Consider the following 15,225-nt stretch of genomic DNA (forward strand, 5'->3'; position numbering starts at 1 on the left):
AGCAAACTTTTAGCTGGCCTCTTCAGGCGTTGAACTAGTCTTTCCGGTTCGCTGGAGCAACAATATGCACCTTATCAATCTTGTGGCCGTCCATCGTGACCACCTCAAAGATATAATCATCTGCTTCGAGCTTTTCGCCATTTTCCGGTAAGCGCCCCAGATGGAACAGAATATAGCCCGACAATGTCGAATATTCTTCTGTTTCATTGACCAGATCGCGATCCAGAAGCAGTGACACGTGGCGAATATCGGTCGAACCATCCAGAATCAGGCTGCCATCTTCCAGGCTTTCTACAGCTGCTTCTAGCTGGTCTTCATCCGGGAATTCACCGGCAATCGCTTCCAGCACATCAATCGGTGTCGCCACCCCTTCAATTGAACCATATTCATTCAATACCAGTGCCATTTGTAGCGGTGCCTGACGCAACTGATCCATCACCATTAAGACCTGAGCATTTTCATGCACAATCACTGGTTCACGCAGATGTTTTTCGAAGTCCAAAATACCTGTTTCGATGTATTCATTCAGGACTTTATGGGTCAATACCACACCGGCAATATTGTCCAGCTCACCACGCGCCACAATCAGGCGTGAATGGCTCATATGCAATAACTGCTCTTTGATACTGGCATGATCATTTTCCAGATCAATCCATTCCAGTTCAGGACGCGGTGTCATCACCGATTTCACCGGACGTTCTGACAGGCCAAGTACGCCCTGCACCATAACGCTATGGTAGACTCCACTTTCGTCGTCATCAAAGACTTCATCAGCAAAGGCACGAGTCGCCAGTACATCTTCCGGTTCAGAAGAATCATTGTCCTGAGCCAGTTTACCGCCCAGCATACGCATTACGGCAGACGCAGTACGGTAACGCATATCAGTTGTCGTCACCATTTTTTCCTGATTGCGTTTCATGGTCTGGTTAATGAACTCGACAATCACCGAGAAACCAATCGCGGCATACAGATAGCCTTTTGGAATATGGAAACCGAAGCCTTCAACCACCAGCGAGAAACCAATCATCATCAGGAAGCCCAGACAGAGAATCACTACTGTCGGGTGCTTGTTGACGAAATCCATGAGGGCTTTAGAGGCCCACAACATGATACCGACCGCAATAATCACGGCGATCATCATCACAGACAGATCTTTGACCATACCAACCGCAGTAATCACGCTGTCGAGCGAGAACACGGCGTCCAGTACCACGATCTGCACAATCACCATCCAGAACACCGCCTGAACCGGATTTTCTTCCTTGGTCACAGGTTTGGCTTCCAGACGCTCATGCAGCTCCATAGTGCCTTTAAACAGCAGGAATACACCACCGAATAATAAGATCAGGTCGCGTCCTGAAAATGGATGCTCAAAGATATGGAATAGCGGTTCAGTAAGCGTTACGACCCAGGCAATCGATGCCAGCAACACCAGTCGCATTAACAGCGCCAAGCCCAGACCGGTAATACGCGCTGCATTACGCTGTTCGGGTGGAAGCTTTTCCGCCAGAATTGCAATAAAGACCAGGTTATCGATCCCGAGTACAATTTCAAGAACAATCAGTGTGAGTAAGCCAATCCAGGCAGAGGGATCTGACATCCATTCAAAAATCATCGCATCTGCTCCTCTAACCGAGGAGAAAGGCAAGTATTTGCATGATGAGATACAGGTTGATACCCGACTTGAATTAAAGACTTGATAATGTGACGTTTTATTAAATTAAAGCGCCAACTTCGACTACCCATGTGAGTTCTATTGTAGTAAGACAGACTTTCAGTATATCAAGAACAGCATGAAATTCACCTGTTTTCATCCGGGATTATGGATGAATTTGAATGAAAGATTTTGTCCTAAAATGAGGCCGGCTCATGGAATTGTCATATTTGTTAACTAAGTTATAGTAAGTAGATAAAAAAATGATAAGGTGAAAAAAATAAATGCAAAGTGTAATGGAAATGACCGATTATTTTAATGATAACTCCCCAAAAACAACACGCCCGCTAGTGGCTTTATACTGTGGCTCTCGTGCCGGCAACAAACCGATTTATCTGGAAAAAGCGATTCAACTTTCTCAAGGTCTGGCCGAACATGGTTTTGGTCTGGTCTATGGCGGCGCCAGTATTGGTCTGATGGGCCAGGTGGCAGACACCATGATTCAGCATGGTGGTGAAGCGGTGGGGGTGATTCCGGAATTTATGCTGGATTATGAGATTGCTCATCCTCAACTCACAGAACTGCATATTGTCACCAGCATGCATCAACGTAAGGCCATGATGGCAGACCGGGCCTGTGCCTTTGTCGCCTTGCCGGGTGGTTTAGGAACCTTTGAAGAAATTCTGGAAATTGCAACCTGGGGTCAGCTGAACCAGCATCAAAAACCGATGATGCTCTATAACGTGAATGGTTTTTATAATCCACTGATTGCCCAGCTTGATCTTGCCGTGCAGGAAGGCTTCTTGCCACCCCAGCATCGGGCTAAACTGATTGTCTGTGAACATGCAGATCAGATTTATACCACCTTGCTGAATCTGGATGCTCCGCAACGTTTTGTAGTTTAATTTTTTTCATCTGCTTTAGATACCAATGATTTAAAGCCATGAAAAAAGCGAGCTTGATGCTCGCTTTTTTCACTTATATACAAAGATATTAACCGGAAATCGTGTGATAGAACCAAGGCAAAGTCGTCGCCAGGAACACACTAATGGCTAGGCCAAACATCAGTTTCATCGCATCTTTGCTGACATTCCGTGAAGTACGGTGTTTATTGACTTCGGTCACCAGCATCGAAATCGCAAATTCACGACCAGCCAGTAACCCCAAGAATACCCAAGTGGTACTCATCGGGATGTTACTCCACTCTTTGAACACCAGCAGAATCAGCGCATAAATGAAGTCGATAATCGTAGCAGAACGGACATCGGTCACCCCAGTCTTGGTATCGACAATATTCTGGATAGCTCCACCACGCTGGTAAAGAATCATGCCCAGCAGGATGACAAATACAGAAATGGCAAAGATCAGGAACTCAAACGGCACCTGACGCGGCACATAAACAAAAATATTGGCCAGATCCTGGATCAGCCACTGGCTCCACAGGAATGCCGTAGATAGCCATTGTAAAGCCATCCACATTGGGGAGTGTTGCTGATCACGGGTTTCACTGAAATAGACCGCGAGTTTTTTCATGACTAGACGATAGATCACAATCGCCACAAAGAAAGCGACGGCATAACCCATCATTGACTTGGTCAGCATGGAACCCAGACTGCTCGGGGAGAAGATCGTGAGCACCAAGAAAGTAGTACTTACCGGAATGCCATATTTGGTCAAAATGATCAGTAAAAGAGGTGGTACCACATATAGCCAGGTAACCCCATCTTCAGGAAAAGGAATGGTTTCCAGACGTCCATAAGAGGCATCCCCTACCCCAGAAGCAAACCAGCCATAAATTAACACCACAACCAGAATAGTACTGATGTAAATCCAGAGTACCCACCATGGGCGATGTGAGTTCGATGAAATAAATGTTCCTAATGTTTGCGGAACATCATTCCCCACGATGGAATAGGCGGCCAGACAGAAGCCAACTACCATCAGAATCTCGATGGTCATAAGTACAAAACCTTTTACTAGACAGTTCCCAGTACAGCAGTTCTGGAAGTTTGCCCCAGATTATGACGGTTTTATTTCATTTTCATGACATTTCCGTCATATTTTTTTGTAGCCTGCTCCTTAAAAAAAGTTTGAAGTACTTCACAGATGATGCATTTATGACTCTGCATCAGCTTGCGCTGATCAAGGTGTAGGAATATATCTTCTACCTTTCCCCTTCAATAACTGAAATCAGGCTGTGAATTCATTAGCATTTTGTCTACACGACTCCTATTCACAATCCTTTTTATTTCAGTCACACTGCTGCATAGGTTTCTTTAAACTATTCAAAATAGATGATTTTTTAAATCCATGAATGTCACTCCTACGCATCAATCTCTACAACCTGAATTCAGACTGCTGGTCTTGCTGGTATCGATTGGCTTTTTCATGCAGGGCCTCGATACCACCATTATCAATACCGCCTTGCCTGCGATTGCCAGCAATCTTCAGGAAGATCCGCTACGGATGCATAGTGTGGTGGTGGCCTATGTACTTTCAGTAGCGGCCTGTATTCCCTTGAGTGGCTGGCTGGCCGATCGCTTTGGAGTTCGGAATATCTATTTTGCAGCAATCATTATTTTTGCTCTGGCCTCACTGGGCTGTGCCTGGTCTGAGAATCTGAATGAACTGCTGGTTTATCGGGTATTTCAGGGTATTGGCGGTGCTTTGCTGCTTCCAGTCGGACGACTGGCCATGCTGAAAATTATTCCTCGTACCCAGTTTCTGTCCGCCATGAGCCTGATGAGTCTGGCCGGGCTAATGGGCCCTCTGATTGGCCCCACCTTAGGTGGCTGGATGGTGGAATACCTGTCCTGGCACTGGATTTTCCTGATCAATCTGCCAATTGGTCTGCTTGGCGCGTTGATCACCTTTAAAGCTATGCCGAATATCACTGAACCAACGGTACAGCGTTTTGATTTTGGCGGTTTTATTCTGCTGGTCATTGCGATGATTGGTTTGTGTCTGGGGATTGAAAACTTTGCCAATCCACAATATCCCCTCTGGTGGAGCTTAAGTCTGATCGGAAGTGGCCTGATTGCCTCACTCATCTACGCCTACCATTCGCATACTCATCTGAACGCGCTTTTTCGCAGTAAATTATTTAAAAATAAGATCTATTCGATTGGCATTCTGGGTAATTTCTTTGCCCGACTCGGCGGCAACTCGATTCCGTTTTTATTGCCTTTAATGTTGCAGGTCGCTTTTGGTTTTGAACCTTTTATTACCGGTTTACTGATGATTCCAACCGTACTCGGTTCTTTAGCATCTAAACCGATTATCCGCAAAATCATTCAGCGTTTTGGTTATCGCAGAGTCTTATTGATCAATACCTTGCTGGTCGGTTTATGTATCGCCAGTTTTGCTCTGACTACGGCGGAAACCCCAATCTGGCTAAGAGCCATTCATTTCTTTGTGTTCGGGATTCTGAATTCCCTGCAATTTGTCTCAATGAATACGTTAACTTTAAAAGATTTAAGCCAGCAGGACGCCAGCAGTGGCAACAGTTTCCTGTCGATGATTATGATGCTGTCAATGAGTATCGGGGTGGCACTGGCGGGTACGCTGGTGAATATGTTTAGTGCCTACTTCGGCCCTGAACAGCTGGACAATGCCTTCCATGTTTCGCTGCTCTGTCTGGGCTGTATTAATATTATTGCTGCCTATATTTTCTGGCATATTCCCAAAAATACGCCAGTCTAGGGCAGAATATATACTCGATATGAATATCCGTAAATCAGGCCACCGTGCACATGAAAACAGCTCCCACCTCTAGCAACTGGAAAAAATACTCAGTAATTGCAGTCGGGCTGCTGATTACACTTGTGGTGACGTCTGTGCTTTATCTGCTGGTTTTCAAACAGCCGTCAGCGCATGCAGCAGATTATCCAATTCATGGTTTCGATGTTTCCCATCATCAGAAAGAAATAGACTGGAAGAAAATCCCAAAACAGAAATATAAATTTGTCTATTTAAAATCCACAGAAGGCGGTGATTTTAAAGATACCAAGTTTCAGGAATACTGGCTGCAGGCCCGCGAACAGGGCTTTCTGGTCGGTGCTTATCATTTTTACCGGCTTTGCCGTGATGGCAGTATTCAGGCTCAGAATTTTATAGAGTCTGTCCCGCGTAAAAGTGATGCCCTGCCCCCTGTCATGGATCTGGAATATGACAGCAAGTGCATTAATCACTACTCCAAAGAGCAGCTGCTCAAGGAAATCCGGATCATGCATGATGCCTTAAAACACCATTATGGCAAGCAGCCGATCTTCTATGTGTCGAAATCTTTTTATAATATCGTGCTGGCGGGAGAGTTTACTGACGTACCGCTCTGGGTACGTGAGTACCAAGGTTTACCAGATTTAAAGGGTCAGCCTAAATGGACCTTCTGGCAACATACCAGTCAAGGTGAAATTCCCGGCATTGCCCGTACTGTGGATCTCAACGTGTTTTATGGCTCAGAGCAGGACTGGATCAAATTTTTACAGAAGAACAGTATTCCAACCCAGGATCAGCCCAAGCCTCCGGCCAAGAAATAAACCCAATTCCTCACTGATTCAACAATGAAATGGATATTGGGTCATCTAGGCAGGATATGCTTCATATTGAATGATGCTTTAGCCTGTTTACTTGTCAATCCGGTCTCTTCCCAATCCAGCTAAAGCCACTTAAGATACTGGATATGCGCAAAATTATTCATATCGATATGGATGCCTTCTACGCTTCGGTTGAGCTACGTGAACGTCCAGAGCTGAACGCTCTACCTGTGGTGATTGCCTCGCATCATCCGCGGGCAGTAGTGGCGGCTGCCTCCTATCCGGCCCGCGAGTTCGGACTACGCTCTGCCATGCCGATGACTCAAGCACGTAAGCTCTGTCCTCAGGTCATCGTGATTGAACCGGATTTTGCCAAATACCGTCAGGTCTCTGCGCAGATTCATCAGATATTTCAAACTTATACCAAGGTCATCGAACCGCTTTCACTTGATGAAGCTTATCTGGATGTCACCGAAAATTTGCAGCAGATTCCGAGTGCCACTGAAGTGGCAATGCGCATTCGTGAAGATATTTTTCAAACTACTGGACTAACCGCTTCTGCTGGCGTGGCGCCGAATAAATTTCTCGCTAAAATCGCCTCTGACTGGCATAAGCCAAATGGAATCTGTGTCATCAAACCTTCACAGGTGCAGCGTTTTATTCAGGATCTTCCGCTCAAGAAAATTCCCGGTGTAGGCAAAGTCACTCAAGAAAAACTAAAAAGTTTGAATCTGGAAACCTTGGGAGATTTACAGCAGATTGAAGAAGCAATCCTGATTCAGCATTTTGGCAAATATGGACGGCGTCTTTTTCTTTATGCTCAAGGCATTGATGATCGGCCAGTTGAAGCTGAACGGGAACGCCAACAGATTTCCAAGGAAACGACTTTCGATGATGATCTGTATTTACCGCAATGCCAGCCTTACTGGCAGCCATTAATTGCCCAGCTCTGGCAGAGTCTGGAAAAAAAACAGCTCTCTGCCCGCGGGGTTACTGTAAAACTGAGAATGAAAAATTTTCAGACCATGCAGCATAGTAAAAGCTTCAGCCAGCTGCTGCGTAGCCCGCAAGAACTGGAGCAGGCTTTACACTTATTGCTTCAAGAGATGCATATTACTCCTCAACTGCAGTTTCGGCTGATTGGGCTTGGCGTCTATCAGCTCGCTGCACGTGAAACAGAAACGCAATTGCTGCTACTTTAAGCCTATTTTGTACAAGTATTAGACGTTAGTTTAAAAATACGGCAACTTTGTTTTTACATTTTGAATTTTTGGAGTACTCTATCTGCGCAATGCATTATCCATGTATGTGCTGAGATGCTGAAAATCACCTTTACTTTCAGCATACTGTCCTGTGATTGGCGTGACGATCAAATCCGAATATTACAGGGCAACTCTGATGTATCTCATGGAATCCCTCCCTGCATGTCCTCTGTAAATTCTTCTGTTATTCAAGAACGACACGCGCGTAAAGCGGCGTTATCCAGTTTTGTTGGTGCTGTTGTCGATTGGTATGATTTTCTCCTTTACGGCATTGTTGCGGCCTTAATTTTTAAAGACCAGTTTTTCCCAAGCATTGGTGCCAATATGGGTACCTTGGCGGCTTTAGCCACCTTTGGGGTAGGCTTCCTGTTTCGTCCTCTAGGCGGTGTGGTATTTGGTCATTTCGGCGACAAGCTCGGCCGCAAGAAAATGCTGGTTCTGACTGTGGTCCTGATGGGGATTTCCACCGTCGGGATTGGTTTTTTACCTAATTTCGAAGCCATTGGCTGGTGGGCACCGGTTTTACTGGTGACCCTGCGTGCCATTCAAGGCTTTGCAGTCGGTGGTGAATGGGGTGGTGCTGCCCTGATGGCGGTGGAAAATGCCCCTAAAGGCAAAAAAGCCTTTTATAGCAGTGGTGTTCAGGTCGGCTATGGCGTAGGTCTGGTACTGGCAACGGGTGCGGTATCGATCATTATTGTTACACTGGGTGAAGAGGCTTTTGCTGAATGGGCTTGGCGCATTCCGTTTATTGCCAGTATCGTGCTGATCGGGATTGCGATGTGGATTCGCCGTGATCAGGATGAATCTCAAGAATTCGTAGAGAAAGTGATTAAGGCAGATCATCATCCAGAAAAACTGCCAATCTTGCAGGCCATCAGCAAACATCCTAAAGCTTTCTTTTATATTATTGCCTTACGTTTGACCGAATTGCTGACCATGTATCTGGTCACCAACTTTGCCCTAAACTATTCCACCAATAATCTGGGCATGGACAAACAGTTCTTCCTGAATATCACCCTGATGGTCGGTGCGATCAGCTGTTTCAGTATTCCTTTCTTTGCCTGGCTATCGGATAAAATCCAGCATAAAACCATGTGCGTCTGGGGTGGTCTGATCGGTGCACTGTCTGCCTTTCCGTTTTTTATGGCACTGGATGCACAAAATACCTGGATGATTATTGTTGGCGCCATTCTACTGGCCAATGTCGCGCATGACATGGTGGTCAGCGTGCATCAACCGATTTTTACCTCGCTATTTGGTACGGAATATCGCTATAGCGGTGCCGGAGTCGGTTATCAGGTCGCCAGTATTATTGGTGGTGGTTTTACCCCAATGATTGCAGCCTCCTTAGTGATTTGGGGTGATGGTTCATGGCATTATGTAGCCATCTATCTTGCGATAGGCTGCCTATTGACTGCATTAGTCGCAGCCTTGATGCCAAAAACCAAGGATTAAGCTGATGTCTGTTCAACGTTTGCATGTTTCACAACGCTTTTCTGAGATCGCCATTGCCGGCAATCTGGTTCATCTTGCCGGCCAGCTGGCAACAGACCTGGATCTGGATATCAAAGGTCAAACCCAGCAGACACTGGATATTATCGACCAGTTCCTGGCGGATGCCGGTACTGATAAAAGCCAGATCATGTCAGTGACGATTTATCTCAAAGATATTGAAAAAGATTATGCTGCGTTTAATGAAGTCTGGGATGCCTGGGTAGCGGATATTCAAGCTCTGCCCCGCACCTGTGTCGAAGCCAAACTGTATGATCCACGCGTGTTAGTGGAACTGACTGTCGTAGCCGTCAAACCTGAATAGGCTTCTATTCAGGCCTAATTTCTACTCATCTAAAATAGAAAAAAGTATGCACTTAGTATACTTTTTTTCGTTTAGGTTCTATCAGTTTAATGCTTTGACTTTACGTCGTTCCAGATCTGAATAGAGATGATATTTTTTGAGATCATTCACAGCGGTAAATCTCTGGTCTTTACTGGAATGCTCCTGCTCACGCAGGAAATCTCCTCGTAACTGATAGTATTCTGGTACATCTTCATAGCGAATGACCCGATAACCGGCCATAGTCAACAAAGCATCCTGAAATTGCGCCTGCTGCGGACGTTTTAAAATCACCGGATCATCGACGGCTACAATGGCAACAATCTGATATTGCTGATCCAGAATCACAAAATCTGCAATCAGATCACGATACTTGTGCCGGGTACGACCAAATTTGGTGGTAAGTAGTGCATCATAAGAAACATGGGCCAGTACAATATAATCAGGCAATACTTCTTTCAGGCGTGTAAACGTCAGTTGTTCATTTGGATTAAAAATAGCGCGCTGTTTTAAGGCGCTGTCTTGTGGTTTTGGGCTATTCCTTAGCTGCTTCCATGCCATGAGCACGACACAGAACACCAAGAAACTCCCTATAATCATATAGGTGGTCATGACTCAATCCTTGCATTCTTATAATCATTCTTGTTTTATTGTTATCCAGTATAAACCCATACTATTTTTAAAATTGCCCTGCTACCATTCTGTGTAGAGACCAATACAATTCGTAGCAAAACTTGATTGCCGGTTACTTAAAAACCGCTTTTTGCTATTTCAATAGAAATTAGGGTTAAATCCTTATACGCGACTGTAAAATAGTCTCCTGATAGATCGCAATATAAATCGGTTGAACTGTAAGACAATTCCGACAAAGTGTTATTTTTATATCATTTTTCAAAAATTTAAATCGACTAAAAATAAAATATTTTACATTTTAATTGAGAACCTGAAAGCCGCATCAATAAAGTCTGAACATAAAAAAGACACCCGAAGTGTCTTTTTTATCAGCTTAATCAAGCACGTGATTTTGGCTTTGATTTTGCTTTAGGTTTAGGGCCGCCGAATGGCTTTTTCGCATCACCCGTTTCACGCGGTGGCAGACCAGTATGCTGGGTCAGAATCTGGCCTTTTTTCGGACGGTTATTTTGAGCCTGACCACGATTACCTGGGTTAGCAGTACGTTTCTGTGAATCACCCGCTACAGTCGAATTCTTCTTACGTGCAGACTGGTATTGCCCATCTGTACCAGCAGGTTGATAGGTTGGAATCAGATGCTGTTTCGAGTTACCAATCAGATCCTGACGCCCCATTTCCTTTAAAGCTTCACGCAATAAAGGCCAGTTGTTTGGATCATGATAACGCAAAAAGGCTTTATGCAGACGACGACGTTTCTCACCTTTCACGATGTCCACATCTTCAGTATAACGCGCGACTTTCGCCAGCGGGTTTTTACCGGTGTAGTACATGGTGGTTGCAGTGGCCATTGGTGATGGATAGAAGGTTTGTACCTGATCGGCACGGAAGCCATTCTTTTTCAACCAGATAGCCAAATTCATCATGTCGTAATCGGTGGTACCCGGATGCGCCGCGATGAAATAAGGAATCAGATACTGTTCCTTACCGGCTTCTTTACTGAAACGGTCAAACATCTGCTTGAAGCGGTCATACGTCCCGATCCCCGGTTTCATCATCTTGGATAATGGACCTTTTTCGGTATGCTCTGGCGCGATCTTCAGATAACCACCCACGTGATGGGTGACCAGCTCTCTGACATATTCCGGATTCAATACAGCAAGGTCATAACGCAGACCTGATCCAATCAGAATCTTTTTAATACCCGGTAAAGCACGTGCTTTACGATACAATTGGGTCAACGGTGCATGGTCGGTATGCAGGTTTTGACATACGCCCGGGAACACACATGAAGGTTTACGACAGTTTTTCTCAATTTCAGGATCTTTACATGCCAGGCGGTACATGTTGGCCGTTGGACCACCCAAGTCGGAGATAATACCGGTAAAGCCCGGAGCCGTATCACGAATTTTTTCTACTTCACGCAGGATTGATTCTTCAGAACGGTTCTGAATAATACGACCTTCATGCTCGGTGATCGAACAGAAAGTACAACCACCGAAACAGCCACGCATGATGTTCACCGAGAACTTGATCATGTCGAAGGCAGGGAAGCGTGCATTACCATAGGATGGATGCGGCAGACGTGCATAAGGCAGGTCGAACACATAATCCATTTCTTCGGTAGTTAATGGAATCGGTGGTGGATTGATCCACACATCACGTTCACCATGTTTTTGTACCAAGGCACGCGCGTTCCCTGGATTGGTTTCCAGATGCAGAATACGGTTGGCATGCGCATACAGCACAGGGTCATTCGCCACTTCTTCAAAAGAAGGCAAACGAATCACGGCCAATTCACGTGGTGGTAATTTATGTTTAATGGCTTTAGATGCCGGTTGTAGCTGCACGATTTGCGTATCTGGATCTAACTTGTCCCCTTCACGCACGATTGGATTCGCTACGACTTCTTTCTGGAAATTCTGGTATTGGCTTAAGCTGTTGCCTTTATCCTTTTCAATTTCACAGCCATCAATATCTTCGCTCATCACATACGGGTTGATGATCGGATCGACACGGCCAATGGTGTCGACATCATTGGATGCAATTTCGACAAACTGGGCTTTCGCAGCTCGGTTATGTTTATTGATAATGAATGCAGTACCACGGACATCGGTAATCTGATGAATCTTTTCACCTTTAGCCAGACGATGCATGATCTCAATGATCGAGCGTTCGCCATTACCGTACATCAACAGATCCGCTTTCGAATCCATCAGAATCGAACGACGAACTTTATCTGACCAATAGTCATAATGCGCGATACGACGCAATGAACCTTCAATCCCACCAAGCAATACCGGCACATCCGGGAAAGCTTCACGACAACGTTGGCAATAGACGGTTGCTGCGCGGTCTGGACGTTTATTCGGCTGGTTATCTGGAGAATAAGCATCATCTGAACGAATCTTACGATCCGCCGTATAACGGTTAATCATCGAGTCCATATTACCGGCAGAAACGCCCCAGGCAATATTCGGCTTACCGAGTACACGGAAGGCTTCTACATTAGTCCAGTCCGGCTGGGCAATAATCCCCACGCGGAAACCTTGTGCTTCGAGCACACGTCCAATGATCCCGGTCACAAATGACGGGTGGTCAATATAGGCATCACCGCAGACAAAAATAAAGTCACAGCTGTCCCAACCGAGTTGGTCCATTTCCTCGCGTGACATCGGCAAAAAAGGCGCGGGTTCAAAACATGACGCCCAATATTTGTCGTAATCAAACAACGCTTTAGGCGCAGTCTGAGCAGTATAAGCAGTAGACATGGCTAGCAATTCTCGGCTGGCAGATGGAAGATCAGAAAAGTGATCAAAGATGAAAGCCGAGTATTTTAGCATGAATTCGGCTTAGGTTGCTTGATTATAATTTATACAAAAACAGCTTTAAGACCTTTATTAGGAATATATACTCATCCTGATTTTGAAGAATCATTTATAGGTTCTTGGATTCTCAAATGAAGTGCAGCAGAGATTAAATTATTGGAAGGAAGCAAGATGAGCTAGCATTTTGCTTCCGACCGACCAAAGTCAAAGTTGCATCATGAACTATACTCATCTTACTCAAGAAGAAAGATATCAGATTTCCACATTGTTACGTGAAGGTTTTTCTAAACGTTATATCGCCTGGAGGCTAAATCGCTCACCTTCCACTATTTCCAGAGAAATAGCACGCAATCGGGCAAGGAATGGTTATTTCGCTCAACATGCCCATAAATTAGCTCGCAGACGGCATTGTCCTAATCCCAAAAGAATCCCTTATGATACTTGGGTACAAGTCATAGCTTATCTTGATCTCCAATGGAGTCCCGAACAGATTGCTTCTCATGTTTCAGTCAGTCTGCATTCCATATACAGGTTTATACAGCAGGATAAAAGCAGAGGTGGTGTGCTCTTCCACAACTTACGTTTCAGAAATCAAAGAAAGAGAAAATATGGCTCTATTGAAACTCGTGGTCAACTGACAAACCGCAAAAGTATCCATGATCGACCTGCTGAGATTGAGCAGCGCTCTCGCTTTGGTGATTTGGAAATAGATACGATAGTTGGCAAGAACCACCAACAATCCCTGGTTTCAATTGTAGATCGGAAGACAGGTTATCTTTGGCTGAAAAAGTGCAGCACGCGCAAGGCTGAGGAAGTTTGCCAGGCTACGATCAGATTATTGGAACCCATCAAAGCGCATCTAAAAACAATTACCGCGGACAATGGTAAAGAGTTCAGCCTGCATGAGTATGCTGCTCAGGAATTAGATATAGATTGGTATTTCGCTGATCCCTATAGCGCCTGGCAGCGTGGAACAAATGAAAATACGAATGGATTGATCAGACAATATATTAGAAAAGGCAGTGACTTGAATGACTATACGGATGCATATATTGCAGAAATTACTCAACGCTTGAATCATCGTCCAAGAAAAAGACTCGGCTTTAAAAGTCCGAGTCAGGTATTATGGCAACAACATGGTGTTGCACTTCAAATGCTAATCTAAGGTTTTAAACGCTGTGCCATCAGCAAGCCTAATCCTAAAATAATAGCGATAAATACACTTAGTCCTAACCATCCGGAATTTTCCCAGACCAGTCCACTCGAACTTCCAAGTAAGCTTGAACCCAGGTAGTAACAGAACAAATAAAGGGACGAACCTACCGCACGATACTGTAAGGATTGCACCGATACCCAGCTACTGGCCGTTGAATGAGCCGCAAAAAAGGAAAAGGTAAAAATCAGCAAACCAATAAAGACTAAAGCCAAGTTATTAATCAACATTAAGGCTAAGCCAAACAGCATGGTACAAAGCATGGCGGCAAGTACCCTATAACGTCCAAACTTCCTGCTCCAAGCTGCGGCTCGTGGCGAGCTATAAATTCCGGCCAGATAAGTAATCGAAATCAGACCAATCCAGACATGAGACAGTTCAAATGGCGCTTGAATCAAACGATAACTCAGATAGTTAAATACCGAGACAAATCCCCCCATCAGGATAAAGCCCTGTAAAAACAGAATTCTTAATTTAGGATCACTCAGATTCTGTTGAAATGCTCTGATAAAACGGCTGAATTGAATTGGATAAGCCTGAAAGTGTCTGGACTTAGGTAATAGAAAATAGAAGGTTATAGCGATACATAGGTTCAGTAACCCAATGATCAGAGTCGCAGATTGCCAAGAAATAAAATCGACCAATGTCCCTGCAATCAACCGTCCGCTCATGCCCCCAATCGCAGTTCCGGAAATATACAGCCCCATGGCAAAGCCCACATCCTGCTCTACCACTTCCTCTCCGATATAAGTCATCGCCACGGCTGCCACACCACTGACCGTTAAACCAATCAGTACTCGTGTGGCTAGAAATATCGACCAGATTGGCAGTAAAGCACTGAGTAACAGTAAGACTGAAACTGAAAATAAAGACCAGACCATAATCGGCTTACGGCCAAAACGGTCTGAAATCAGACCAGTAAAGATCAAGCCCACAGCTAGTGCAATCGTAGAGAATGAAAGCGGAAAACTGCTTTGTGTCGGAGAAATATGAAAATAGTCTGCCAGAATCGGCATCATGGGCTGGACACAATACAGCGATGAGAAAATCGCAAAACCCGCCAGAAATAAGGAGAATAAAATAGCTTTAAAAGCAGATGAACCATATGCGATATGGCTTGAAGATGAATTTGAGGACATATCCGCTCCATGAACCTGCTCAGTATACCCTTCTCAATTCGCCTTTTATGTGATGATTCAGTTTAAATAACCATCGAATAATTAATTTTCTTAAATTCTATGCATAAAAAAAGCCCCCTGCGTGAGC

At 44.8% G+C, this 15,225-nt stretch carries 12 protein-coding genes; 7 read left to right on the plus strand and 5 right to left on the minus strand.

Translation table 11 applies throughout. From position 1 onward, the window contains the following. Positions 1–34 precede the first annotated feature (34 nt). The gene (locus G5T77_RS01880) at positions 35–1,615 is read right to left on the minus strand and encodes a TerC family protein (protein ID WP_166136522.1); all 1,581 of its coding nucleotides are present in this window, start codon (positions 1,613–1,615) and stop codon (positions 35–37) included. 323 nt (positions 1,616–1,938) lie between these two features. Here G5T77_RS01880 and G5T77_RS01885 point away from each other — a divergent pair, with 323 nt between their 5' ends. Then, on the plus strand, positions 1,939–2,559 hold the full coding sequence (locus G5T77_RS01885) for a TIGR00730 family Rossman fold protein (RefSeq protein WP_166136525.1): 621 nt from the start codon (positions 1,939–1,941) through the stop codon (positions 2,557–2,559). A gap of 88 nt (positions 2,560–2,647) precedes the next feature. Here G5T77_RS01885 and G5T77_RS01890 read toward each other — a convergent pair whose 3' ends face one another. Continuing rightward, positions 2,648–3,613 (minus strand): hypothetical protein, encoded by a 966-nt coding sequence (locus G5T77_RS01890; protein ID WP_034169797.1) that lies wholly within the window; start codon positions 3,611–3,613, stop codon positions 2,648–2,650. A gap of 351 nt (positions 3,614–3,964) precedes the next feature. Between G5T77_RS01890 and mdtD the strand changes: the two genes are divergently transcribed. The 5 genes from mdtD (at position 3,965) to G5T77_RS01915 (ending at position 9,270) form a co-directional block, all read left to right on the plus strand. Further along, on the plus strand, positions 3,965–5,356 hold the full coding sequence (gene mdtD / locus G5T77_RS01895; protein ID WP_166136528.1) for a multidrug transporter subunit MdtD: 1,392 nt from the start codon (positions 3,965–3,967) through the stop codon (positions 5,354–5,356). 50 nt (positions 5,357–5,406) lie between these two features. Next, the gene (locus tag G5T77_RS01900; RefSeq protein WP_166136531.1) at positions 5,407–6,192 is read left to right on the plus strand and encodes a GH25 family lysozyme; all 786 of its coding nucleotides are present in this window, start codon (positions 5,407–5,409) and stop codon (positions 6,190–6,192) included. 143 nt (positions 6,193–6,335) lie between these two features. Then, positions 6,336–7,391 (plus strand): DNA polymerase IV, encoded by a 1,056-nt coding sequence (gene dinB, locus G5T77_RS01905; protein ID WP_166136534.1) that lies wholly within the window; start codon positions 6,336–6,338, stop codon positions 7,389–7,391. 222 nt (positions 7,392–7,613) lie between these two features. Then, positions 7,614–8,909 (plus strand): shikimate transporter, encoded by a 1,296-nt coding sequence (gene shiA / locus G5T77_RS01910; protein ID WP_166136537.1) that lies wholly within the window; start codon positions 7,614–7,616, stop codon positions 8,907–8,909. 4 nt (positions 8,910–8,913) lie between these two features. Then, positions 8,914–9,270, plus strand: coding sequence for a RidA family protein (locus G5T77_RS01915; protein WP_166136540.1), 357 nt, complete (start codon positions 8,914–8,916; stop codon positions 9,268–9,270). An 81-nt stretch (positions 9,271–9,351) separates the two neighbouring features. Here the strand turns inward: G5T77_RS01915 and G5T77_RS01920 are convergent, their stop codons facing one another. Both G5T77_RS01920 and G5T77_RS01925 read right to left on the minus strand, forming a co-directional pair. Further along, on the minus strand, positions 9,352–9,900 hold the full coding sequence (locus G5T77_RS01920; RefSeq protein WP_166136543.1) for a DUF2726 domain-containing protein: 549 nt from the start codon (positions 9,898–9,900) through the stop codon (positions 9,352–9,354). A 398-nt stretch (positions 9,901–10,298) separates the two neighbouring features. Then, entirely contained in the window at positions 10,299–12,689 is a 2,391-nt protein-coding gene (locus G5T77_RS01925) for a YgiQ family radical SAM protein (RefSeq protein WP_166136555.1), read from the minus strand. A gap of 274 nt (positions 12,690–12,963) precedes the next feature. On the opposite strand from G5T77_RS01925, the gene G5T77_RS01930 reads away from it, so the two are divergent. Next, positions 12,964–13,911 (plus strand): IS30 family transposase, encoded by a 948-nt coding sequence (locus G5T77_RS01930; RefSeq protein ID WP_166136546.1) that lies wholly within the window; start codon positions 12,964–12,966, stop codon positions 13,909–13,911. On the opposite strand, the gene G5T77_RS01935 is transcribed toward G5T77_RS01930, so the two are convergent. Next, entirely contained in the window at positions 13,908–15,098 is a 1,191-nt protein-coding gene (locus G5T77_RS01935; protein ID WP_166136549.1) for an MFS transporter, read from the minus strand. The genes G5T77_RS01930 and G5T77_RS01935 overlap by 4 nt on opposite strands. Between the last annotated feature and the right edge of the window lie 127 nt (positions 15,099–15,225).

It is taken from the genome of Acinetobacter sp. GFQ9D191M (assembly GCF_011174875.1).
Taxonomy (GTDB): Bacteria; Pseudomonadota; Gammaproteobacteria; order Pseudomonadales; family Moraxellaceae; genus Acinetobacter.